This is a genomic window from Belliella pelovolcani (assembly GCF_900156785.1).
GTDB lineage: Bacteria > Bacteroidota > Bacteroidia > Cytophagales > Cyclobacteriaceae > Belliella > Belliella pelovolcani.
On record NZ_FTOP01000002.1, the window covers coordinates 279,185 to 303,247 of the forward strand.

Annotated in this window: 19 protein-coding genes; 10 read left to right on the plus strand and 9 right to left on the minus strand. The window is 40.4% G+C overall.

Annotation, left to right across the window (positions count from 1 at the left end; all coding sequences use genetic code 11):
• Positions 1-141 precede the first annotated feature (141 nt).
• The 3 genes from BW935_RS03405 to BW935_RS03415 form a co-directional block, all read right to left on the minus strand.
• The gene (locus tag BW935_RS03405) at positions 142-1,713 is read right to left on the minus strand and encodes an Rne/Rng family ribonuclease (RefSeq protein WP_076498589.1); all 1,572 of its coding nucleotides are present in this window, start codon (positions 1,711-1,713) and stop codon (positions 142-144) included.
• 184 nt (positions 1,714-1,897) lie between these two features.
• On the minus strand, positions 1,898-2,716 hold the full coding sequence (locus tag BW935_RS03410) for a tetratricopeptide repeat protein (RefSeq protein ID WP_076498590.1): 819 nt from the start codon (positions 2,714-2,716) through the stop codon (positions 1,898-1,900).
• Between the two features lie 22 nt (positions 2,717-2,738).
• Positions 2,739-3,047, minus strand: a complete 309-nt coding sequence (locus tag BW935_RS03415) for an HU family DNA-binding protein (RefSeq protein ID WP_076498592.1) — start codon at positions 3,045-3,047, stop codon at positions 2,739-2,741.
• 160 nt (positions 3,048-3,207) lie between these two features.
• Here BW935_RS03415 and mutY point away from each other — a divergent pair, with 160 nt between their 5' ends.
• From mutY to BW935_RS03440, 5 genes are all read left to right on the plus strand, one after another.
• The gene (gene mutY / locus BW935_RS03420) at positions 3,208-4,281 is read left to right on the plus strand and encodes an A/G-specific adenine glycosylase (RefSeq protein WP_076498594.1); all 1,074 of its coding nucleotides are present in this window, start codon (positions 3,208-3,210) and stop codon (positions 4,279-4,281) included.
• Positions 4,282-4,332: 51 nt separating this feature from the next.
• Positions 4,333-4,788, plus strand: coding sequence for a single-stranded DNA-binding protein (locus BW935_RS03425; RefSeq protein ID WP_076498595.1), 456 nt, complete (start codon positions 4,333-4,335; stop codon positions 4,786-4,788).
• 158 nt (positions 4,789-4,946) lie between these two features.
• A complete protein-coding gene (gene gldE / locus BW935_RS03430) occupies positions 4,947-6,296 on the plus strand; it encodes a gliding motility-associated protein GldE (protein ID WP_076498597.1) in 1,350 nt (449 codons plus the stop codon).
• Between the two features lie 408 nt (positions 6,297-6,704).
• Positions 6,705-11,195, plus strand: coding sequence for a glutamate synthase large subunit (gene gltB, locus BW935_RS03435; RefSeq protein ID WP_076498599.1), 4,491 nt, complete (start codon positions 6,705-6,707; stop codon positions 11,193-11,195).
• Between the two features lies 1 nt (position 11,196).
• Positions 11,197-12,669, plus strand: coding sequence for a glutamate synthase subunit beta (locus BW935_RS03440; RefSeq protein WP_076498600.1), 1,473 nt, complete (start codon positions 11,197-11,199; stop codon positions 12,667-12,669).
• Positions 12,670-12,812: 143 nt separating this feature from the next.
• Here BW935_RS03440 and BW935_RS03445 read toward each other — a convergent pair whose 3' ends face one another.
• From BW935_RS03445 to BW935_RS03460, 4 genes are all read right to left on the minus strand, one after another.
• A complete protein-coding gene (locus tag BW935_RS03445) occupies positions 12,813-13,289 on the minus strand; it encodes a DUF4890 domain-containing protein (RefSeq protein ID WP_076498602.1) in 477 nt (158 codons plus the stop codon).
• A 245-nt stretch (positions 13,290-13,534) separates the two neighbouring features.
• Entirely contained in the window at positions 13,535-14,884 is a 1,350-nt protein-coding gene (locus BW935_RS03450; protein WP_076498603.1) for a dicarboxylate/amino acid:cation symporter, read from the minus strand.
• Between the two features lie 19 nt (positions 14,885-14,903).
• On the minus strand, positions 14,904-15,983 hold the full coding sequence (gene aroC / locus BW935_RS03455; RefSeq protein WP_076498605.1) for a chorismate synthase: 1,080 nt from the start codon (positions 15,981-15,983) through the stop codon (positions 14,904-14,906).
• On the minus strand, positions 15,976-17,427 hold the full coding sequence (locus tag BW935_RS03460) for a BatD family protein (RefSeq protein WP_076498606.1): 1,452 nt from the start codon (positions 17,425-17,427) through the stop codon (positions 15,976-15,978). The genes aroC and BW935_RS03460 overlap by 8 nt, the downstream gene beginning before the upstream one ends.
• Before the next feature lie 114 nt (positions 17,428-17,541).
• On the opposite strand from BW935_RS03460, the gene BW935_RS03465 reads away from it, so the two are divergent.
• On the plus strand, positions 17,542-17,733 hold the full coding sequence (locus tag BW935_RS03465; protein WP_076498608.1) for a hypothetical protein: 192 nt from the start codon (positions 17,542-17,544) through the stop codon (positions 17,731-17,733).
• Between the two features lie 29 nt (positions 17,734-17,762).
• Here the strand turns inward: BW935_RS03465 and queG are convergent, their stop codons facing one another.
• Positions 17,763-18,704, minus strand: coding sequence for a tRNA epoxyqueuosine(34) reductase QueG (queG, locus tag BW935_RS03470; RefSeq protein ID WP_076498610.1), 942 nt, complete (start codon positions 18,702-18,704; stop codon positions 17,763-17,765).
• A 157-nt stretch (positions 18,705-18,861) separates the two neighbouring features.
• Positions 18,862-19,896 (minus strand): Holliday junction branch migration DNA helicase RuvB, encoded by a 1,035-nt coding sequence (ruvB, locus tag BW935_RS03475; protein ID WP_076498611.1) that lies wholly within the window; start codon positions 19,894-19,896, stop codon positions 18,862-18,864.
• Positions 19,897-20,046: 150 nt separating this feature from the next.
• Between ruvB and BW935_RS03480 the strand changes: the two genes are divergently transcribed.
• The 4 genes from BW935_RS03480 (at position 20,047) to BW935_RS03495 (ending at position 24,060) form a co-directional block, all read left to right on the plus strand.
• Entirely contained in the window at positions 20,047-21,108 is a 1,062-nt protein-coding gene (locus BW935_RS03480; RefSeq protein ID WP_076498613.1) for an FAD:protein FMN transferase, read from the plus strand.
• A 31-nt stretch (positions 21,109-21,139) separates the two neighbouring features.
• Positions 21,140-21,913, plus strand: a complete 774-nt coding sequence (locus tag BW935_RS03485) for a ZIP family metal transporter (RefSeq protein ID WP_076498615.1) — start codon at positions 21,140-21,142, stop codon at positions 21,911-21,913.
• 136 nt (positions 21,914-22,049) lie between these two features.
• A complete protein-coding gene (locus tag BW935_RS03490) occupies positions 22,050-22,472 on the plus strand; it encodes an IS1/IS1595 family N-terminal zinc-binding domain-containing protein (RefSeq protein WP_076498616.1) in 423 nt (140 codons plus the stop codon).
• Positions 22,473-22,608: 136 nt separating this feature from the next.
• Positions 22,609-24,060 (plus strand): porin, encoded by a 1,452-nt coding sequence (locus tag BW935_RS03495; protein ID WP_076498618.1) that lies wholly within the window; start codon positions 22,609-22,611, stop codon positions 24,058-24,060.
• Positions 24,061-24,063 lie beyond the last annotated feature (3 nt).

Below are 24,063 nucleotides of genomic sequence, written 5' to 3' on the forward strand. Positions count from 1 at the left end.
TTTATAAAACAAAGTTTAGTGCTAGAGAATTCTAATCTACTAAAAATCAGACTACTTTAACTCGTGTTTAACTTTTCCAAAGTTCCAAACTTTGGAAAAGTTCTTATCTAAACTGGGCTATTACCAAAAAAAAAAGCGAGACTATTCAGTCTCGCTTTTTACTTGTAGTTCTATTTCTTCTCCTGAATCGTCCAGGAATCTGTACTCCGTCACAGGTAGTGAGGAATCTTTGATCAGTTTTACCCACTTGAAATATTTGAAAAACCATCTCACCCGCTGTGAAATGATGCCATTCGTAAAGTAGGCATGCAAGTAGGGGTGCAATCCGATGTGGATTTTCGATACGTTTTGGATGGTAGCAATATGTTCTAGATCCTTTTCTAGCTTATCTGCTACTAAGATTGAAGCTTGTATTTTGCCTGTACCGTTACAAGACGGACAAGTTTCTTTAGTGACAATGTTTACTTCAGGTCGCACGCGTTGCCTTGTGATTTGCATAAGACCAAATTTGGTCAATGGTAGCACGGTGTTCTTGGACCTATCTGATTTCATCTCTTCTTTCATCGCATCATAGATGGCCTTTTTGTTGTCAGCCTTCTTCATGTCGATGAAGTCAATGACGATGATACCTCCCATATCTCGGAGGCGCAATTGTCTTGCAATTTCTTTTACAGCGACCAGGTTAGTTTTAAGTGCTGTTGTTTCCTGATCACTTTCTTGATTGGACTTATTGCCACTGTTCACATCGATGACGTGCAGGGCTTCTGTATGTTCTATGATGACATAGCCACCTTGAGGGAGACTGACTGTCTGTCCAAACAAGCTTTTGATTTGCTTCTCTATTCCAAAACTTTCAAAGAGCTTTGCTTTACCACTGTAAAGCTTAACAATTTTTTCCTTTTCAGGGGCGATCGATCGGATATAAGATCGGATCTGATCGTAGATCAATTCATCCTCTACTGTGATTGCATCGAATGATTCGTTGAGCAGGTCTCTAATGATAGAGGAAGCCATGCTCATTTCTCCTATTATCTTGTCTTTAGGCTTGGCTTTTGGAAGCTTTTTCATTCCATCTTCCCAAGTGCTCACCAAGTTCCTCAAGTCTTTGTCTAGTTCTGTGACTGACTGACCTTCGGCTACTGTTCTGATGATAACGCCAAAATTGGCAGGTTTGATAGAAGTGATAAGCCTCACGAGCCTGCGCCTTTCATCTGCACTGCGTATTTTCTTCGACACATTGACTGTGTTGGAAAAAGGTACGAGTACAAGATAGCGACCGGCAATGGAGAGCTCACAGGATAGTCGAGGACCTTTCGTTGAGATCGGTTCTTTGACTACTTGTACCAGGATTTGGTTGTTTTTAGGAAGGACATTGGAAATTTTTCCAAGCTTTTCTATATCCTGTTCAAGGTCTAGTCCTTTCAAATTGTAAGCGGAGAGATTTCCATTCTTGGCTAGTTTGGTAAACTTGTTGAGGCTATTGACCTGGGGGCCAAGATCCTGATAATGCAGGAAGGCATCCTTTTCATAGCCAACATCAATGAAAGCTGCATTGAGCCCATTGACTATTTTCCTTACTGTGCCGAGATAGATATCTCCCACCTTGAACTTGTTGTCATCTCCATCAGAATGAAGTTCCACCAAGCCCTTGTCCTTCAAAAGGGCGATACGACTACCGCTTTGAGCAGAATCGATTATTAATTCTGTGCTCAAATCGTGTCTCTATTTATGTGAATGAACGTTTACTGTAAAAACTCAAAAAGAAGAAGTAATTAATTACTTCTTCTTATGTCTGTTTTTTCTAAGTCTCTTCTTACGCTTGTGCGTAGCGATCTTATGTCTTTTTCTTTTTTTACCGCAAGGCATAGTTTTAAAGATTTAAAGTTGAACAATTATTTTACAGCCTTTCCAGATAGCTATCTACACTTGACAAGACCATAGGATCTGTCGTCATGTCCTTTACTTGCTCGAACTGCTTTTTTGCTTTGTTATTTTGCTTGGATTCAAAGTAACTCACTGCCAGATAGAATTGCCCTTGAAGATTATTAGGATGGTATTTGACCAATTCTTCGAATCTATCAGCGGCTCTTTTGTACTGACCTGACTGCATGGAGAGTATCCCCATATTGAATAGGGCATCTTCATTGGTAGGCTCGGCTTCCAATACTTCCCTGAGCATGGTGATTCCCTGCATTGGGTTGGAAGAAGAGACATAAGTCATAGCTACTTTCGTTTTCAAGTCTAACCGTTTTGGATCTTTCTCCAAAACTTGATTGAGGTAGCTTCTAGTTTTTTCTGCTAAGAAAGCTATTTTTTGCTCATTGAGTGCAAATGTATATGCCTCGTAATAAGCAGTACCTGTTTTTTCCAATCGCTCTAGGCTATTGATCTTTTCTGCTGCCAATTCAAAGAAGTAAGCCGCACTATCAAATTTACCTATCTCTAAATAGAGTTCGGCGATGGAGTCAGCAAAGGTAGCGAAATTTTCCTGATTATCTTCTGCCTCCATTTTGCCCTTGAGGGATGCAATCTCAGCTGCCATAGACTCATCTACAGTACCAAGATGCATATCAGCTGGGTTGGATGAGGTAGGTTCCTCCGAATCGGTGATTTGAGCAGCTCCCTCGTCATTGTCCACGACTACCCGTGGCAAAGAAAACAAAATCGCAATGGCTGCGACTCCGATGACTATAGCTATGATTTGGGATTTCTTCATCAGGAAAAAAAGCTCTCAGGAATTAATCCTGAGGAGCTAGTTCTTTAATTTTTTTGCTGTTCTTAATTTTCTCGATAAATACCTTCGAAGGTTTGAAGGCTGGCACATAATGCTCATCGATCACAATTGCAGTGTTTTTAGAGATATTTCGGGCGATTTTTTTAGCTCTCTTCTTATTAATGAAGCTGCCAAATCCTCTCACATAAATATTGTCTCCTTCTGCCATGGAATCTTTTACAACTTTGAAGAACGCCTCAATAGTCTGAGTCACATCGTCTTTCTGGATTCCAGTTTTGTCCGAAATCTTGTTAATTACTTCTGCTTTAGTCACTGTTAGTTTAATTTAAATTATTATCGAATAAGCTTAACGACCTATTAACCAACTAATTTTGGGACTGCAAATTTACAAGAAGCATTTCAATATAAAAACATATTGCCCAAAATTAGCTTCATTTGTTTAACGAATATTACTAAATAAAAATTTCAACATTTTGAATAACAAGTATTTCGCATCTACTTTATTGGAATGGTATAGTCTTCACAAAAGGGATTTGCCATGGAGAAACACGAAAGACCCTTATATAATTTGGCTATCTGAAATTATTCTTCAGCAAACACGTGTAGCACAGGGCCTCCCATATTTTGAAAAATTTATTCAGAATTATCCCAAAGTGGAAGACCTAGCAGTAGCACCTGCTGATGAAGTCATGAGATTGTGGCAAGGTCTCGGTTATTATAGTCGTGCTCGCAATCTACATTATTGTGCAAAAGAAGTAGTTTCCATATATGGAGGTCGGTTCCCTGATTCCTATCATGGGCTTCTTCGACTCAGAGGTGTCGGCAGCTATACAGCAGCTGCAATTGCCTCATTTGCATTCGATCAGGCAGTCGCAGTGGTAGATGGCAATGTGTTTAGAGTATTGGCAAGATATTTTGGAATTTCCACTGACATTGCCAGTAGTAAAGGCAAAATGGAGTTTGAAGCAATTGCAAATCAAAACATCTCCAAAGACCACCCAGCCGAATACAATCAAGCTATCATGGAGTTTGGCTCTTTACAATGTACTCCCAAAAATCCTGATTGCACGCATTGTCCACTAAAAGCTAATTGCTTTGCTTTCAAAGAAGGAATGGTTGAGCAACTCCCCGTCAAAATCAATAAATTGAAGGTTAAGACCAGGTATTTCAATTACCTATATATTAGGTGTGGATTAAATGTAATTGTCAAGCAACGTGGTGCAGGTGATATATGGCAGGGTTTGTATGATTTTCCGCTACACGAGTCAAAGAGAGAATTGATCAGTAATATTGAAGACCTAGATATGTTTTCAAATATTGAGTCAATTACTGACAAAGTTAAGTTTAATCCACAAAGTACATTCAAGCATATACTCACTCATCAAAGAATTTTCGCCAACTTTGTGGAGTTTACGATTAATGAAAAAAGTCAAGAGCAATTGCGCGAATGGGTTAAGCAGCGTGGGTTTGAGATGGTGGATATGGAAACGCTAGAAAATCTTCCTAAACCTAGGTTGCTTTTGCGGTTTTTGAACGAAGAAAAATAATGCTTAAATTTAATCGCAAACTTTTTGTTAAACATTTAAACCAATACAATTATGGCCGGAGTAAATAAAGTAATTTTGATCGGTAACCTTGGTGCAGATCCTGAGGTAAAGCACCTAGAAGGTGACAAGGTAGTAGCAAATTTAAGGTTGGCTACCACAGAGGCGTACAAAGATAGAAGTGGCAACAGGGTAGAAAATACCGAATGGCACGATTTGGAAGTATGGGATGGACTGGCTCGAGTAGCAGAACAGTACATGAAAAAAGGCAGTAAGCTCTATGTAGAAGGAAAAATCAAAAGTGATACCTGGCAAGACGAGCAAGGGAATAATAGAAAAAGAACAAAAATTAGAGTAATCAACCTGACAATGTTAGACGGTAGACCTGATGGCCAAAATACTGGCTCTTCAAGTGCCTCTAACCAAGGCTACAACAATGCTCCGACACAGCAGATGCCTTCACCTACAGTTTCTGAAGGTCCAGGGGAAGAAGATGATCTTCCTTTCTAAAAAGGCTCCTGCCTTGCTTTATCGACCAATTACAATCAAACAAGATTGCAAAAACTTGATACAAATAAGATAATTTCTCATCTTTAGCTTAGTTATCAATGACATTTTGAGCTTCTTGTTCAGAATTGGTTAATTTTGCAAAAACAATTTAGACATTAATGGACGACCCTTATCCGAGTATAATGTTGCTGGCTGAGATCTCAGAGGTCTCAGTCAGCTATCTTTTGATCAATGGATTGATATTTATTCTTTTATTGATTGCATCAGGATTGATTTCAGGCTCAGAAGTCGCATTTTTTTCCTTGACTACCGAAGACCTTATAGAATTGAATGATCAGGCAGAAAAAAACACGCCTAAAGTAGTTCATCTTGTAGAAAATCCTCAGCGGCTGCTGAGTACCATTCTTATACTTAATAATTTGATTAATATTGGAATTGTCACCTTAACTACTTTTGTCACATGGAGTATATTTGGTTTCAATGCTACTAGTATTGTGATTATATTGATTCAAACCATAGGAGTCACCTTTGCTATTGTGTTTTTTGGGGAGATTGTGCCCAAAGTTTATGCGACCAAAGCCAAGCGAGAGTTCTCTCTGATGATGGCACCTTTTATTCATTTTTTTTCAGTTATACTCAAGCCACTTTCTTTATTCTTGATGGGAATCAGCAATGTCATTGAGCGAAGAATTGAGAAAAAAGGGTACTCGCTATCAGTTGACGAGTTGCATCAAGCCATAGAGATTACGACCGAAGATACATCAGAAGAAGAAAAGGACATTTTAAGAGGAATTGTAAACTTTGGCACTTTGTCAGTCAAGCAGGTCATGAAATCTCGTATGGAAATCACAGCTGTTGATTTGGATACAGATTTTCATGAATTGATGGACAAAATCAATAAAAGTGGTTACTCTAGAATTCCTGTTTACAACGAAACCATAGATAATATTGAAGGGATTCTTTATATCAAGGATTTACTCCCGCATATAGAAAAAGAGGAAGATTTTCAATGGCAGACACTGATAAGAAAGGGCTTCTTTGTCCCAGAAAATAAAAAAGTTGATGCCTTGCTCAAGGATTTCCAACAAAAACGAGTCCACATGGCCATTGTCGTAGATGAATATGGTGGTACTTCAGGCTTGGTTACTTTGGAAGATTTGATCGAAGAGATCATTGGTGAGATCAATGATGAATTTGATGACGTAGAAGACTTTTATTTTAAAGAAATCGATCCCCAGACTTTTGTTTTTGAAGGCAAGGTCTCACTCAATGATTTCTGCAAAAAGCTTGACCTAGACACTGGGATTTTTGATGATGTCAAAGGAGAAAGTGAATCACTGGGCGGGCTGCTGCTTGAGTTGAATTCCAATCTTCCAAAGAATGGAGTAAAGATTCATTTTGAGGACTTTGAATTCACCATCCTTGCTGTAGATACCCGCAAGATTAAAAAGGTCAAAGTAAGGATTATTACAGGCGAAGAGAAGGACCTTGGACAATACGAGGATTAAAAATCCTTTGAAATAAACCAAATAATAATTCGTGTTTTTGCTCACCTACAATAGATTAAGAAGTGGAGATGAGTAACAAAAGCTTTTGGTAATTGTGAATTTTTTATTGTTAAGTGAAAAATTTTTAAATTTTTTTCACTTGAAATTATTAAGACTAATATTGATCGTTTTAACACAAAAAGTAAAAAATGTGGTTAAATTATAAACCAATTTTTGAACTTATTGTATAAAAAACTATATATGTGTTGTTTTTATAAACCGGATTTTATTTTTTATTTATGGTAATTAAAGTCATTTTACGATACAAACTATGTACATAAACGGCTATTTGGTTGCTTAAATTTTAATAAAAAGAATATTTTTTGTAAATTCAGCAACCAAATTGAAAACCTATTAAACTTATTGATAATGAATAAAGGATTGTACCGTTCAGCATTTGAACATGATTCTTGTGGTATAGGTGCGGTCGTCAACGTCAAAGGAGTGAAGACTCACGAGACCATTAGCGATGCACTCTATATGTTGAGTAACATGGAGCACAGAGGAGGAAGAGGAAGTGACCCAAAGACTGGCGATGGGGCAGGAATTTTGATTCAAATACCCCATTCATTTTTGAAAGAAGTCACCAGTAGGGCTGGCTTTGATATTCCTGGAGAAGGAAGTTATGGAGTGGGGATGACATTTTTTCCCAAAAATAAACAGCTTTATAAAAAGTCGAAAGAAAGGCTCAATGAGATTATCAAAGAACTTGGGTTCAAGTTGCTCGGATACAGACAAGTGCCAGTAGATGAAACAGTACCAGGTTCAGGTGCACTGGATGTGATGCCGATCATTGAGCAGGTTTTTGTTAGGCATAGAGATGGGCTACAGGATATAGACTTGGAGCGAAAGCTATATGTATTGAGAAACTTTGCTACGCGTGAGATCAACAAAGAAATTGCTGGTGTCAATAATGCTTTTTACTTTGCTAGTTTCAGTTCTAATACCATTATATATAAAGGTCAGCTTAGAACAGATCAGGTATTGCCATTTTACAAAGACCTGCAAAACAACAAAATCACCTCAGGGCTGGCTATTGTCCATTCAAGGTTTTCGACCAATACTTTCCCTAACTGGAGGTTAGCGCAGCCATTTAGGTACCTTTCACACAACGGGGAGATCAATACCATCAGAGGAAATTTGAATAAAATGAAGTCAAAAATGTCTCTGATGCGCTCTGTGAACTTCACTGATGAGGAGCTAGCTAAGGTCATGCCTGTGACCAATAAGCAATATTCAGATTCTGCTAACTTGGATGCATTGGTAGAGCTGCTGACTTTGAGTGGTCGCTCCCTACCACATGTGATGATGATGCTTGTGCCAGAAGCTTGGCAAGACAACCAAATGATGGACAAAGAGCGCAAGGCATTCTATAAGTTCCATGCTGCCTTGATGGAGCCTTGGGATGGTCCTGCCGCCTTACTTTTTACAGATGGCAAATCAATCGGAGCTACATTGGATAGAAACGGGCTGAGACCTTTGAGGTATTTCATCACCAATGACGATCGAGTTATCCTTTCTTCAGAGGCAGGCGCACTACCTATCAGAGAAGCTACCGTCAAAGAAAAGGGTAGAATAAGCCCAGGAAGAATGCTTTGGATAGATTTAGAGAAGGGTAAAATATCATTCGATGATGAAGTTAAATCAACAGTATGTGACAACAAGCCTTACGACAAGTGGGTAAGAGAAGAGCGGTTAAAATTGAGGTTAATGCCTGACCCTAAGACGCTCAGCAACCCTTATGACACAGCAGAGATCAAGAAGAGGCAAACCATTTTTGGCTATACCTCAGAAGAGATCAAGGTGATTCTTTCTCCTATGGGTGATACTTCCTACGAGCCCATCGGTTCAATGGGAGCAGATACGCCTTTAGCTGTTCTATCTAAGCAAAGTCAACACATTTCAAATTACTTTAAGCAGCTTTTTGCACAGGTCAGCAATCCTCCGATTGATCCGATCAGAGAAAAGCTGGTGATGTCTCTATTTACCCGAATCGGAGAAAGCCATAATATATTGGATGAAAGCCCTAGACACACAAGGCAGATCCATATCTCTCAGCCAGTCTTACTTAATGAAGACTTAGAAAAACTAAAACATTTAGAAGATCAAGGCTATAGGGCTGTGACTTTATATGCACATTTTGATGCCACAAGCAGACCGGGTAGTTTGCTCGAGGCACTGAATGAACTCGGAAAGCAAGCTGAAGGAGCCATCTATGCAGGCAAGAACATCATCATCATCTCTGATAGAGGCACGGATGAATCCAAAGCACCAATTCCTAGTTTGCTAGCTATAGGCGCTGTACACCATCATTTGGTGAAGAAAAAACTCCGTACCAGAGCAGGCCTTGTAGTAGAGGCAGGTGACATTAGAGAGACGCATCACTTTGCTACTGTTATTGGCTATGGAGCTTCTGCGATCAACCCATACTTAGCCCTCGAGACGCTTCTAGATCTCAACGAAAAAGAACAACTTAGTAAGAAGCTGCCTTCCAAGCAACTTTTTGCCAATTATCAAGCCGCTGTAGGCAAAGGGTTGCTCAAGGTACTTTCTAAGATGGGAATCAGTACGCTTCAATCTTATCAAGGTGCTCAGATTTTTGAAGCCATTGGCTTGGGACCAGAGGTGATTGACCGTTGTTTCAAGGGTACAGTAAGTAGGATTTCGGGAATTTCATTTGATGAATTGGCTGAGGAAGTCCTGATCAGACATCAGGCAGCCTACCAAGCGGAGCGTCAAGTGCTAGAGACTGGTGGCGTATACCAATGGAAAAGAAGGGGAGAAAAACACCTTTTCAATCCTGAAACCATTCATTTACTTCAGAAATCTACCAAGCTCAATGATTATGCACTTTACAAAAAGTTTGCTGAAAAAATCAATGTACAGACCAAAGATGCCCTGACCTTACGTGGATTATTTGAATTCAAAAAAAGAATATCCATTCCAATAGAAGAGGTAGAACCTGTAGAATCTATCATGAAGAGATTTGCCACAGGAGCGATGTCTTTTGGCTCGATATCTCATGAAGCGCATACTACATTGGCAATAGCCATGAATAGAATTGGCGCTAAAAGTAACAGTGGAGAAGGAGGAGAAGATGAAATCAGATTCGAAAGAAAAGAGAATGGGGATTGGGAGAGATCTGCAATCAAGCAGGTAGCCTCTGGAAGATTTGGTGTGACGTCCAACTACCTCAGTAATGCCGAAGAAATTCAAATCAAGATGGCTCAGGGTGCTAAGCCTGGGGAAGGTGGTCAGCTGCCTGGCCACAAAGTGGATGATTGGATCGGTAGGGTGAGACACTCTACACCAGGAGTAGGCCTGATCTCTCCACCACCTCACCACGATATCTATTCAATAGAGGACTTAGCTCAATTGATCTATGATCTCAAAAATGCCAATAGAAAAGCCAGAATCAATGTCAAGTTGGTATCGCAAGCTGGTGTCGGCACAGTGGCAGCAGGTGTAGCCAAAGCACAATCTGATGTCATCCTGATATCTGGTGCAGATGGTGGTACTGGTGCATCTCCACTCAGCTCGATTCGTCATGCAGGCTTGCCTTGGGAGCTTGGACTCTCAGAAGCTCACCAGACCTTGGTCAAAAACAACCTCAGAAGCCGCGTGGTCTTACAGACTGATGGACAGCTGAGAACAGGTAGAGATATCGCCATCGCTACGCTACTTGGTGCTGAAGAGTGGGGAATATCCACAGGCGCCCTAGTAGTAGAAGGCTGTATCATGATGCGTAAATGCCATCTCAATACCTGTCCAGTAGGAATCGCCACACAGAATCCAGACCTGAGAAAGCTTTTCACAGGAGATCCAGACCATGTGGTCAATTATTTCACTTTCCTAGCCCAAGATCTAAGAGAAATCATGGCTTCCTTAGGTTTTGCAACTATTGATGAAATGGTGGGTCAAAGTGATGTGTTGAAAGCTACTGGGAATATGAATCATTGGAAATGGGACAAGGTAGATCTCACACCAATATTCCATAAGGTAGAGGTACCAGATCATGTTGGTATCCACAAGCAGATCGATCAGGAGTTTGAGTTGAAAAAAGTACTGGATAGGAAGCTGATCAAATCAGCACTTCCAGCGCTAGAGCAAGCCAACCCTGTAAATGGGAAATTTGAAATTAAAAATACAGATCGATCAGTAGGAGCCATGCTATCTAATGAGATCTCAAAAATATATGGTAGCCCTGGACTTCCAGAAGACACCATCAGGTACAAATTTATCGGTTCGGCCGGTCAGACTTTTGCTGGCTTCCTGACCAAAGGCGTGACTTTTGAACTAGAAGGAGAAGCTAATGACTACTTTGGAAAAGGGCTATCAGGGGGAAAACTCATTGTCTACCCTAGTCGCAACGCCAGCTTCAAGGCTGAGGATAATATCATAATCGGTAACGTAGCTTTTTATGGAGCGACATCGGGAGAAGCTTATATCAATGGCAAAGGAGGTGAGCGATTCTGTGTTCGTAACTCAGGGGTGAGCACAGTGGTAGAAGGGATAGGAGATCACGGGTGTGAGTACATGACAGGAGGTCTTGTGGTCAATTTGGGTGAGATCGGACGCAACTTTGCTGCGGGGATGAGTGGCGGTATTGCTTATATTCTCAAAGACTACCTTCATTTGATCAATCCAGAGATGGTCGATATAGACCCGCTCAATGAGGATGATTTCGTCACGATCAAGGGGATGATAGTAAGGCATCAGGAACTTACCAATAGCCCGCTTGCTACATATTACTTGGATCACTGGGAAGATTATAAAGGGCATTTTGCTAAAGTAATACCGAGAGATTACAAAGAAGTGCTGAGAAAAAGAGCTTTGGAACAATCAAAAACATTAGTGTAACATGGGAGCGAAAGAAGGATTTATCCAATACAAGAGAGAGCTACCAGAATCACGCTCTCCAGAAGAAAGAATCAACGATTACAAAGAAATATACAAGCCATTTGATGCCAAAAAGTTGAATGAACAATCAGCTCGATGCATGGATTGTGGCATACCATTTTGCCATCAGGGATGCCCGCTGGGCAATGTAATACCCGAGTTTAACGATGCTGTGTACCATAATGAATGGGAGGAAGCTTTTCATATTTTACGAAGCACTAACAATTTCCCAGAATTTACCGGTAGGATTTGCCCAGCGCCCTGTGAGGCATCATGTGTATTGGGGATCAACAAAGATCCTGTAGCCATAGAATTAATTGAGAAAAATATCGCTGAGAAAGCATATGAGCTTGGATTTGTGAAACCAAAACTACCTAAAGGTAGAACTGGCAAAACTGTAGCTGTGATAGGTTCTGGACCAGCTGGCTTGGCTGCTGCCGATCAATTGAATCAAGCAGGGCATGAAGTGACAGTATTCGAGAAGGATAAAAAAGTCGGTGGATTGTTGCGCTATGGAATTCCAGATTTCAAACTTGAGAAGTGGGTGATTGACCGTCGTGTGGAAGTGATGGAGCAAGAAGGTGTGATTTTCTCAACCGAGACGGAAATTGGCTTCAATATCAAAGCGGAAAATATCCTTTCTAATTATGATGCAGTAGTATTGGCAACAGGAGCTGCACAACCTAGATCTCTAAACATCAAGGGTTCAGATCTAAAAGGGGTTCATTTTGCCATGGATTTCTTAGGCAAACAAAATCAGGTAATCGCAGGTGAAATCAAAGAAAACCCGATTTCGGCCAAAGGTAAAGATGTAATTGTCATAGGTGGGGGAGATACAGGCTCAGATTGTATCGGAACGTCTAACCGCCACGGAGCCAAAAGTATCACCCAGCTAGAGTTGCTTCCAAAGCCACCACAGCAACGGACTATACTTAATCCTTGGCCTGAGTGGCCTATGACGCTCAAGACTTCAAGTTCACACGAAGAAGGAGCTGAGCGTGTATTCTCAATACTCACCAAGGAGTTTGTTGGAAATAAAAAAGGGGAAGTCACAGGACTAGTATTGGTCGATCTGGAGTGGAAAGAAGAAAATGGCAGGATGCTGTTTGTGGAAGTTCCAGGTACAGAGCGTACAGTTCCTTGCGATTTAGCATTCATAGCTATAGGGTATATAGGTCCTGCTGAGAATGGATTATTGGAAGCTTTTAAGGTTGAGAAGATGGAAAACAGCCTTCCTAAATCAAAGAATTACCAATCTACTTCTAAAAAAGTCTTTTTGGCGGGGGATATGCGTAGAGGCCAATCTTTGGTAGTGTGGGCCATCTCCGAAGGTAGAGAAGCTGCTGTGAGAGTGGATGAATTCCTAATGGGAAGCTCATCCCTACCTAGAAAAGATGAAGGCTTCTATCAAGTAGAGGAAGAAGTCACTTTATGATTTTACGATAAACCACTAGTTCAACCTAAACCGATCTGGGATTTCTCGGGTCGGTTTTTTTATTAAAAAAGCAGGCCACAAGCCTGCTCTTTACTTTTCATCTGATTACTCAGACTTTCAATTAACCAACCTTTTATGAAAATTTATCTTTGGCCTCTTGGGCGTATATTTCCTCTTCTTCGCTGTTGAAGTTTTTCAGAATCTGGATTATTTCTTGCGTCGCGAATCGTGTTCATTCTTTCTCTGTTTTCATCCCTTAGCTCGACAAATTTCTCTCTTTGTTCGGGAGTCAAAACAGCTTCAATTTTAGCTTGCTGCTCTTTTTGCTTGGCCTGCATCTCTTCTCTTTTGGCTTTCATTTCGGCTCTTCTAGCTTCCATTTCTGCTTGGCGCTTGCTGGCATTTTCCAAATGTATGGCATATACTTCTTGCTTTTGTGCTTCATTGAGCTCAAGTTTTTCTGCCATCCTGTTTGTCATCATCTCAGCCCTTTTTTCTGGACTTGCCATTTCGGCTCTTTTTTCTGCATTCATTCCACTTCTCTGCATTGGACCTCTTTGGGCATGGGCGGATAAGATTCCAAAGGAAAATACTGCGGCAATTATCAATAACTTTTTCATGATTTCTCTGATTTAGTAGTTTTGTTTTTTGTTGTAATCCATCACTAACCCGGGTGTGATGGTATGTTGGCTTAGTTTCCATTCATTTGTGAAACTTGTCTATTAGACCAGATATTAGCTCGTAGGTTTAAATAGACTATCTAAGAAAAATGTTAACAAATCTTAAAAGCTTTCTACGTGAGGGGTAGGGCATAAAAAAAAGCTACTCCGTCACCAGAGTAGCTTGCTTTAGGGTTATTATTGGGTTATTGATTATTTTCTAATTCTTCTACATTGGGCGTGAAAGGGTTAGAGTCTCTGATGAGTCCAGCAGGGAGTTCCCCTTCTGTGGAGGCTACCGTCACACAAACTGCAGCATCACCTGTGATATTCACCACCGTTCTGAACATGTCCAAAATTCTATCCGGAGCAATGATCAAAGCCACACCAGCTCCAGGTACGCCAATGGCTTCCAGAACAATAATCAACATAATCAAACCAGCTCCTGGTACTCCAGCAGAGCCGATAGCTGCTAATGTAGCGGTCAATACAATGGTCAATTGCTGAGATAATGTCAAGTCCATCCCCAATGCCTGCGCGATAAAAACGGCAGCAACTGCTTGATAAAGACTCGTACCATTCATGTTGATCGTTGCACCGAGGGGCAATACAAAGCTGCTCACTTCTTCAGATACACCGATCTCCTCTTCAACCAGTTTCATAGTCACAGGTAGTGTCGCAGAGCTGGATGATGTTGAGAACCCTAGTAACATAGCTGGTCTGAGGGATTTGATAAAATCAAGAAAAGAGATTTTTGTAAATGCTTTCAGCATGGTAGAATACACACCTACTATGATCAAAAGCAAGCCACCCATTACGACTAGTGTATATTTCAATAGCGCTAAAAGTAACTCTACAGCCGAATCAGGATTATCACCTGCGATCTCGACTATCAGTGAGGCCATCAGGGCAAACACCCCGTAAGGAGCAATCATCATGATGTATTCTACAATTTTGATGATCACATCATTGAGTGCATCAAAGAAATCTGTGAATGTTTTTGCCTTGTCTTTGGGAATCTGAAGTAATGCGATCCCTGCAATGATGGCAAAAAACACCACCTGCAACATACTTCCATTATCAGCTGCTGCGGCAATTAAGTTCTCAGGTACAATGTCAACTAATGGCTGAAGGGGCCCTTGGTCTTTGATAGCCGAGGCAGTTTCTGCTTTGGATCCTGCTTGGGAATCAAACTGCGCCATCAACTTATCTCTAGTGTCCTGAGGCAGCTGCTCACCTGGTTCAAAAATATTTACTAGTAGTAAGCCGAGTGTGATCGCAATTACGGTGGTGATCAAATAAGCCAAAATGGTCTTACCACCAATTCTAGAAAGCTTAGAAATATCTCCAAGATTAGCAACACCTACAATCAAAGATGCCAGTACTAAGGGCACTGCAATCATTTTTAGGGCATTGATAAAGATAGTCCCAATGGGCTTGATGTAGTTTACCGTAAATTCCGGTGAGATTCCAAATTGGATGATTACCAAACCGAAAATCAAACCTAGTACCAATCCAGCTATAATCTGGGTGTGTAAAGGTATCTTTTTGAACATAATATTTGGGTTAAATGTATTACAGTTTGTTTGTACGACTGATCAGGAGATAGTCTGCAAGAACCAATGCAGCCATAGCTTCCACGATTGGAACAGCTCTTGGAACTACGCAAGGATCATGTCTTCCTTTTCCTGATACGGTCACTGACTCGCCTGCTTCGTTGACAGAGTCTTGATCTATCATAATTGTAGCTACAGGTTTGAAAGCCACATTGAAATAGATATCCTCTCCGTTGGAAATACCTCCTTGAATGCCTCCGCTATGGTTAGTTTTAGTCCTAACTTTGCCCGCTTCATCTGTGTAGAAGCTGTCATTATGCTCAGAGCCTCGCATTTTGATCCCTTCAAATCCACTTCCGTATTCAAAACCTTTGACAGCATTGATACTCAGCATGGCTTTGCCTAATTCAGCATGGAGCCTATCGAATACTGGTTCACCTATCCCTGCTGGTACCCCCTTGGCTACACAGGAAACAACTCCACCGATTGTATCTCTAGATTTTCTGACGCTATCTATAAGTTCGATCATCTGCTCAGCCATTTCTGCATCTGGACATCTAAGGATATTATCTTCTGTCTTAGATAGGTCTAGCTCTTGATAAGGCTTATTCAGCTTAAACTCTCCAACCTGACTCACATAAGCGTCTACACTGATGCCGTAGTGCTTGAGAAACATCTTGGCTATAGCTCCTGCAGCTACTCTAGCAGCTGTCTCCCTAGCGCTACTTCTTCCTCCTCCTCTGTAGTCACGGATTCCGTATTTTTCGAAATAGGTAAAGTCAGCGTGTGAAGGTCTGAATTTATCTGAGATATGCCCATAATCTTTACTTTTCTGGTCAGTATTCATGATGACCATACCGATAGGTGTACCAGTACTCTTTCCTTCAAATACGCCAGATAGGATTTGGAACTCGTCTTCTTCTTTTCTCTGGGTGGTAATTTTGGATTGGCCAGGCTTCCTGCGCTGCATTTCATTTCTGATGAAATCTTCATCTATTGCCAATCCTGCTGGACAGCCTTCAAGGACTACTCCAAGCCCCTTACCGTGGGACTCACCAAAGGTGCTTATTTTAAATATCTTTCCGAATGAATTACCCATTACTCTTTTTCACGATCAGGACAGCTATCAGAATCACCGATGCCGCCAATAGTATATTGATAAAGATGGAAAAATAAGACTTATATCGCTGGTTTGAAAGTTTATTGCTTTCTACTTCGATCAAATCATAAATCCCCCCCAGCCTTTGATTGGAAATGGCTTGGTTGACCTTAGATTCTCCTGTGATATTCAAGACTGCTTGCGGACGAAGTGTGTCATACTTGGCAAGCCTTGGATTGAAATATATCCACTCAAAATGGTCAGAAAGCTTTACTTCTCCAGGCTCATTGATCGTGAGGTAATAGCTGAATTCTTTGATTCCAGTGACTCTACTCATTCCTCTATTGACTTGCTGTCTTACATTGGGGTCGTATGTATTGAGTTTTTGGATTTGTCGTGTTCGTGGTTTGGATATAGAATTTACATTGCCTACACCAGAAATACCAAAGTTGTAGGTGATACCCTCACCTGTTTCTGCATTTTTTTCTTTGAAGTTTTCTCTAAGCTGGAATTCTCCCACGCTGATTTCATTTTTCAGTGGATGTGGGGGGAGTGGTTTTACTTTGATAGATTTGGCCGCTGAATAGAATGTCTTGTAATCTTCTAGTCTATTGGCACCAAAGAATGTAGGGTTTTTAGCGACTCGGTATTTGATCATTTCCCAAGATATGGATGGAATAGTAATCTCTCCATCTGAAAAAGGGAAAAAACTGGCTTCATATACTTTATACTTGATCCAGTTTTTGCCGTTAATACTGACTCTTTCTGGTTGGATACTGGTAATGTTGAAGTTCTCCTCCCAAGCATTACTTGGTTTCAGTTTTTTGAGAATATTATCTAGCTGTCGGCCTGGTTCATAAAATTGGAAAGGTGCTTGGTTCTCTTCTGACATGTAAAATGCCAAGCTGACATTTACCCCCTCACCCACGAAAACCTCTGATTTGTCTACGGAAGCTGCAAAAAATGCTTCATCATCTATTTCTATAAATTCTGGTTCTTCCCTACTCCCTCTTCCAAAAAGTTCATCAAATGGATCTAAAACATTGGACTGTCTTTGGGAAGCACGGGCGTCTACTACGGTGATGGTCTTTCCAGGTGAGGAATAGTCATTCCCATTGATTTTCAATGTAAACCTGTCAAGTTGGAACTCCCCTTTTCTACTTGGCTTGTAATATTGTATGATGCTATTGGTAGAGCTCATCTGCCCATTGATGATATTCATGGAGGAGGACTGCTGAATTCCCTGCTTTTGAAAACCTAATATCTCAGGAAATTGGTCATAAGACTTTATTTTATCATCAGAAATAGTTACTTTAATGGTGAAGGTTTCATTGAGGGCAATCTCACTCGGGCCAAGTTCAATTTTCACCTCTTGTGCCAAAACATTTAAGGAGATAATGCTTAAAATCAATACCAGAACCCAATAGGCCTTCGTTCTAATCATAGTGTTTGTTTATTATGACCGCAAATTAACTTTATATTCTATATGCAACAAACGATATGGACTATCGTATGGATATAAAGTTGTTTCTGTTTAACCAATAATTAATTTTGAGCCATGCTAGAATATGTTAAGACTGTCTTGATGAAAGTGAGTTTTGACAAAGCGCTCTTCGAAAAAGAGCTGAGAAAAAGCCTTAACTTGATACTGCCTGCAGAGATCAAGGAATTTAAGGCCTGGTGTTACAGAACATTCGCAAATATGTACGAATCTGTATTGAATAAATATTTTGTCAAGCTCGCTGGCTGAACATCTAAGGCTCCCCAAAAAGGAGCCTTTTACTTTTTCACAAATGAAATATTTCTTCTCAAACCTTCCAATTTAGTTCGCTTTAGAGCAGATTTTTGAAATACCTTATTGAAAGTTTCTTGCGTGATTTCTTCCCAATCTTTTTTTGAAAATGCCATCAATTCAGGATGGAGATTGAATTCAGGCTCTTGATGTGGTTTAGAAAATCTATTCCAAGGGCAAACATCCTGACAGATATCACAACCAAATATCCAATTTTCGAATTTACCCTTGACTTCGCTAGGTATAGATTCTTTGAGTTCTATAGTGAAATAGGAAATGCATTGAGCACCATTGACCACGCCAGGCTCTATGATGGCATCGGTAGGACAAGCATCAATGCACTTGGTGCAAGTGCCACAATAGTCTTGGGTCATGGCATGATCGGGAGCGACTTCTAAATCAATGATCAGTTCTGCCAAGAAGAAAAAACTCCCCATTTTTCTATTGAGCAACAGGCTGTTTTTTCCTAACCAACCCAACCCAGCCTTCTGAGCCCACTGACGCTCCATTACAGGCGCTGAGTCAACAAAAGCCCTTCCATTGATTTCTCCGATTTCTTCCTGAAGTGACTGGAGCAAACTTTTGAGTTTGTCCTTGATTACAAAATGATAATCCTTACCATAAGCATACTTCGCTAACTTATAGTCTTCCGTATTTTCTGGAAGTTTGGATTCTGGGTAATAACTGTAGATCAGACTCACCACCGTTTTAGCACCATCTACTAATCTTCTAGGGTCTAGTCTCTTATCAAAGTGATTGGCCAGATAAGCCATTTCACCATGATAATTTTGGTTGAGCCAATTTTCAAGTTTTGGTGCTTCCTCTTCCAAAAAATCAGCTTTGGCAATGCCACAAAAGTCAAAGCCCAGACGATTAGCCTGGGATTTTATAATTTGGGCATATTTTTCTTTGGAAATGGTTAAGCTCATTTAGTATCAATACAATGGTTGATTTTTTCGATATCTTGATAGAAATTCAGTAGAAATAGGGTTGAAATACTTAGAAATATAGTAGAAATAAGGTTGAAATATTATAGAAATATTTGGATTACTAGGTTTGACTCTATCTGGCTGATTCCTTTTTATTTCATGAAAACAAACTTCCCGTTTCTCCCCCAAAGTTGGGTTTGATCTTGAGGTGCTTGTAAGCCAGCTCTGTAGCCATTCTGCCTCTAGCAGTTCTTTTGAGATAACCTTCTTGAATCAAAAATGGCTCATAGACTTCTTCAATGGTTTCGGCTTCCTCACCACATGCCGTAGCAATGGTGCTCAACCCCACTGGTCCTCCTTTGAACTTCTCGATGATCGTCATCAGGATTCTATTGTCCATTTCATCAAGCCCATTTTCATCTACATCCAAAGCATCTAGAGCGATTTTGGAGATTTCTAGGTTGATTTTTCCATTTCCTTTGATTTCAGCAAAGTCACGAGTTCTTCGGAGCAGCATATTAGCTATCCTTGGAGTACCTCTACTTCTCCTTGCGATTTCAAAGGCGGCCACTTCGTCTATGGGTGTTTGAAGAATTCCCGCCGAGCGAGTCACGATATCTGTCAGTAATTTAGCATCGTAGTACTCTAACCTTGAATTAATACCAAACCTTGCCCTCAGTGGAGAAGTCAATAATCCCGACCTGGTCGTCGCCCCAATCAATGTAAATGGACTGAGTGAAATCTGAACAGTACGCGCATTAGGCCCTGAATCTAGCATAATGTCTATCCTAAAATCCTCCATGGCAGAATATAAATATTCTTCAACGATGGGGTTTAGCCTGTGGATTTCGTCTATAAATAATACATCACCTTCTTCCAAATTGGTAAGTAGCCCTGCCAAATCTGAAGGCTTATCTAACACAGGACCTGAAGTGATTTTGATACCAGCCTGTAATTCATTGGCGATGATGTTGGAAAGGGTAGTTTTGCCTAATCCTGGAGGGCCATGAAGCAATACGTGGTCAAGTGGTTCCTGTCTTCGCTTTGCTGCAGCCACAAAAATTTTGAGATTTTCTACGATTTTATATTGTCCTGTAAAATCATCAAAACTCAAAGGCCTCAATGCTTTTTCGATTTCCTTGTCTGAAGAACTCAGATGCTCCGAATCTCCGCTCAAATAATCTTCTCTCATACTTCCTGCTTGTCTTGTTACAAATATAGAAAAATCAATGAAGGCATGAACCTTTGTTTTGTGTTGACGCCTGCAATAGGATTGCAATTCAGTGACCTTTGTCGCCCATGATTTTGAAAAATAGCGTTAACTTTCGCAAAAATTTGAGATATGCGTAGTAATGCCAATAAAAATATCATCTATTCCATCATATTACTGCTCTTAGTGGCGATTGTATATCTATATAGAGAAAATCAAAAAAAGCCCACAGAGCAAGTTGTAGAGTTATCTACTGGTAAAATTTCTTTCTCGGGAAATACTATGGGGACGAGTTACCGGGTAGTCTATTTGGATTCTGAGGAGCGAAACTTCAAAACGCAAATAGACTCTATATTGATTATTGTCAATGAATCCCTCTCTACATATATTCCAAGTTCCGAAATCAGTCGCTTCAATCAGAACGATACTTTATATTTTGATTTGCCCTATTTTTTACCAGTTTTAGAAGAAAGCAAGAATACCTATGAAATGACTGCTGGAGCTTTCGACCCTACAGTAGGTCCTTTAGTCAATCTCTGGGGCTTTGGACCTGGAGGCCCACAATTGAAAGACAGCGTCAATGTCGACGCAATGGTCTCTTTGGTCAATTTTGCAGCGATTCAATTTGATGATCAAAAAGTCTGGAAGCCAAGATCAGAAATGTATTTGGATTTTTCTGCGATTGCAAAAGGCTATGGCGTAGATGTTTTGGTGGATTACTTATCGAATCAGGGTATTGAGCATATGCTGATAGAAATAGGAGGGGAATTGGTAGCTCGAGGGCTCAATGAATCAGGGGAGTTGTGGAAAGTAGGGATCAGCACACCAGATGAAGAAAGTCCCAACGATGAACTGTTTGGCATCATAGCTCTCAATAATCAAGGACTCGCAACCTCTGGTAATTATAGGAACTTCTATGAAGTAGATGGGGTGAAGATTTCTCATACCATCAACCCTAAAACAGGTAGGCCTGTACGACATGGATTGCTTAGCGCAACAGTAGTGGCTGAAAACTGTATGAAAGCCGATGCCATTGCTACGGCATTGATGGTAATGGGAACTGAAGCAGCTATTGCCTTGCAAAATCAAAAGGGTGGATTTGAAATCTACCTGATTTATAATGACGAAAATGGACAAATTAAGTCTTATGCCAGTGAAGGTATGAAGCCTTATTTGTCTTTTACTGTGAATTGAGACATTGCCTAAATTATTTAAGACACCTTTCATGCTAACAAACTTTCTTTTACTCTTTTTCACAGCCATGATCGCAGGCGGTCTGGCTTATTTTATTCCCAATTGGCAAGAGCGTTATTTTAAATTAGTATTGGTTTTTGCAGGGTCCTATCTATTTGCCATCACGGTATTACATATTCTTCCTGAGCTATTTGTAGGGACTGAAGATGCCACCAAGATGGGTCTGTATATACTTCTTGGTTTTCTTCTACAACAAGTATTAGAGTTGCTTTCATCTGGAGTGGAGCATGGGCATATTCATCATCATGGTCATCATCATGGCATAGAGTCAGGGGTATGGACCTTGATGATTGGATTGTTTTTACACGCATTCTTGGAAGGTACCTTACTTTCTCACGATGGAGTGTTGGTAGCTCACGATCACAGTAATCATGGGCATGACCATCACCACCATCATGGAAGCGGAAATTTACTTTTCGGTATCATGTTGCACAAAGGGCCGGAGGCATTTGCGCTGGTTGCTGTACTGATGACGGCTTTGAAAAAAAGATGGGTTTTTGTGCTTTTAATCATTTTTGCTTTGGCCTCTCCACTAGGGATGATTTTGAGTTCTTTCCTATTCGACACAGAATTTATTGGGAGAGGGGCTCTCAATGTCTTCTATGGTATGGTAGCAGGTGGATTTCTACATATCTCTACTACCATTTTCTTTGAAAGTAGTCCTGACCATAGGTTTCATTTGAACAAAGTAATCATAAGTATCATTGCCTTTGCCTTGGCTATATCGTTTGAAATGCTTGCTTGATCTTTTAATGTCTGAATTAAGCTCAAAATTCAGTATTATATTTGGTTTCAGGCTTTTGAATATCGAAACTTAGCTATATATTGCTAATAAGTTATACATTCGCTAAATTGATATATCAAACCCTAAATAACCGGATATGGAAAAGCCAATCTGTCCAAAATGTGAGCATACAAAAATTGTCAAAAGTGGTATAGTAGGAGGAAGGCAGCGGTTTAAATGCAAGAAGTGTGGGTATCATTTTACAGTAAATAAACTCGGGAAAGCCATCGACAAATACTATGTAGTCAAGGCGCTTCAGCTGTATATCGAAGGAATCTCTTATCGAGAAATCGAAAGAATATTAGGTGTCAGTCACGTATCGGTCATGAATTGGGTGAAGCAATACAAGATCAAAGCACCAGAAAGCTATGATTACCGGCCTACTTATAAAGTACTCAATCATACTGAATTGGTCAAATTTATGGCGATAAAGGAGAATCTTTTGGATACCGGGATGTTGATCACCGAGCTTGGGGACAAATTCATGATTATCAAATGGGAGCGGTTTAAAAACCGATAAGCCAAATAATATTTTTTTTCCTATAGTAACTTAACGCATATGTATGCTTGACTTTTCTTTTGTTGGGTAACTTTTCAATTTAGACTTCACTTGTTACCGGGCCTGGGCAAGAAAGACAACAATAACCCAAAAAACAATGAAACATCATTTCGCATGGCTATTAGGCATGTCTTTGATGATCTCTACTTTCACATTTAGCCAAGCACAGGATACCATTCCTGAGACTATCTTATCTAAACAAAAAGCTGGAGATTTCATAGACCATACTTATAAGCCACTCACCCTCAAGCTCAGTGATGATGGTTCCAAATATATCAGGTTCCTTTTTTGGAATCAGATGTGGGCCAGAGTGACAGAAAATAACCCAGGCACAATTGATGTATCTGGCAATCCTCAAGCGACTTCTACTGACATAGGAATCAGGAGAGCAAGGGTCTTAGCTTATGCTGAGATTTCTCCAAGATTTCTTATTCTATCCCACTGGGGGATCAACAATCAAACCTTCACCAATGGTGGAGCCCCTGGAGGTGGCTTTACAGGAAACCCAGGAGCAATTCCAGTGTCTGTGGATCCATCTACAGGTCAAGGTACTGCATCTGGTATGTCAGCCAAGAAGCCCCAACTCTTCTTCCACGATATCTGGACTGAATTTAAGGTGGTTCCAGAGCTTTATGTAGGGATGGGGTTACATTATTGGAATGGTATCTCGAGAATGACCAGCCATAGTACCTTAAACTTTATGGCTATAGATGCCCCGATTTTCAACTGGCCTCTGATTGAACTTACCGATCAGTTTGCTCGACAGTTTGGTTTTTATGCCAAAGGTCAAGTTGGAAAATGGGATTATCGGCTGGCATTGAACAAGCCCTTTTCTATCGGGTCTGGCGGTAGATTTGACGAGGCCAACAATAGGCCTGTGGCGGCCAATGTAGTCAATGATCACTGGGCTACACAAGGGTATATAGCTTATCAGTTTTTGGAGAAAGAAAATAACAAGCTTCCATTCTTTGTAGGCTCTTATTTGGGTACTAAAAAGGTATTTAATATAGGCGGTGGTTGGCATTATCACCCTGAAGCTACAAATTCAAGAAATGCATCTGGGGCAATTCAAAACCATGATATCAAGCTTTTTGGATTGGATACTTTCTTAGACCTTCCTCTAAACAAAGCTTCAGGCACTGCCCTGACTACTTATGCAGTATTTTACCATTATGACTTTGGACCAAATTACATGCGTAATGTAGGTATTATGAACGTAGGCTTTGGCGCTGGAACCACGCAAAATGGCCCTGGCAATGCACAGCCCACCATAGGAACTGGGAATATCTTTTACACCCAAAGTGGATTTTTACTTCCAAAGGATATTTTGGGGGATAAGGGAAGACTGCAGCCTTTTGGGGCTTTGACTCACAAAAACTTCGAATTCTTCAATGACAGCAGTTGGCAGTATGATTTGGGGATGAATTATTACATCAATGCCCACCAAGCCAAAGTCACCTTGCAGTATAGCCAAAGACCACTGTTTGAAAACTTCATTAGATCAGGTTCAGCCGGCGAGTTCATATTACAAACACATATCTTCTTGTAGAAA

What these genes read in the sequence shown, in the direction of transcription:
- BW935_RS03410 (WP_076498590.1), bottom strand. Translation starts at nt 2,716, where the DNA reads ATGAAGAAATCCCAAATCATAGCTATAGTCATCGGAGTCGCAGCCATT.
- BW935_RS03425 (WP_076498595.1), top strand. Translation starts at nt 4,333, where the DNA reads ATGGCCGGAGTAAATAAAGTAATTTTGATCGGTAACCTTGGTGCAGAT.
- gldE (WP_076498597.1), top strand. Translation starts at nt 4,947, where the DNA reads ATGGACGACCCTTATCCGAGTATAATGTTGCTGGCTGAGATCTCAGAG.
- gltB (WP_076498599.1), top strand. Translation starts at nt 6,705, where the DNA reads ATGAATAAAGGATTGTACCGTTCAGCATTTGAACATGATTCTTGTGGT.
- BW935_RS03440 (WP_076498600.1), top strand. Translation starts at nt 11,197, where the DNA reads ATGGGAGCGAAAGAAGGATTTATCCAATACAAGAGAGAGCTACCAGAA.
- BW935_RS03445 (WP_076498602.1), bottom strand. Translation starts at nt 13,289, where the DNA reads ATGAAAAAGTTATTGATAATTGCCGCAGTATTTTCCTTTGGAATCTTA.
- BW935_RS03450 (WP_076498603.1), bottom strand. Translation starts at nt 14,884, where the DNA reads ATGTTCAAAAAGATACCTTTACACACCCAGATTATAGCTGGATTGGTA.
- aroC (WP_076498605.1), bottom strand. Translation starts at nt 15,983, where the DNA reads ATGGGTAATTCATTCGGAAAGATATTTAAAATAAGCACCTTTGGTGAG.
- BW935_RS03460 (WP_076498606.1), bottom strand. Translation starts at nt 17,427, where the DNA reads ATGATTAGAACGAAGGCCTATTGGGTTCTGGTATTGATTTTAAGCATT.
- BW935_RS03465 (WP_076498608.1), top strand. Translation starts at nt 17,542, where the DNA reads ATGCTAGAATATGTTAAGACTGTCTTGATGAAAGTGAGTTTTGACAAA.
- queG (WP_076498610.1), bottom strand. Translation starts at nt 18,704, where the DNA reads ATGAGCTTAACCATTTCCAAAGAAAAATATGCCCAAATTATAAAATCC.
- ruvB (WP_076498611.1), bottom strand. Translation starts at nt 19,896, where the DNA reads ATGAGAGAAGATTATTTGAGCGGAGATTCGGAGCATCTGAGTTCTTCA.
- BW935_RS03480 (WP_076498613.1), top strand. Translation starts at nt 20,047, where the DNA reads ATGCGTAGTAATGCCAATAAAAATATCATCTATTCCATCATATTACTG.
- BW935_RS03485 (WP_076498615.1), top strand. Translation starts at nt 21,140, where the DNA reads ATGCTAACAAACTTTCTTTTACTCTTTTTCACAGCCATGATCGCAGGC.
- BW935_RS03490 (WP_076498616.1), top strand. Translation starts at nt 22,050, where the DNA reads ATGGAAAAGCCAATCTGTCCAAAATGTGAGCATACAAAAATTGTCAAA.
- BW935_RS03495 (WP_076498618.1), top strand. Translation starts at nt 22,609, where the DNA reads ATGAAACATCATTTCGCATGGCTATTAGGCATGTCTTTGATGATCTCT.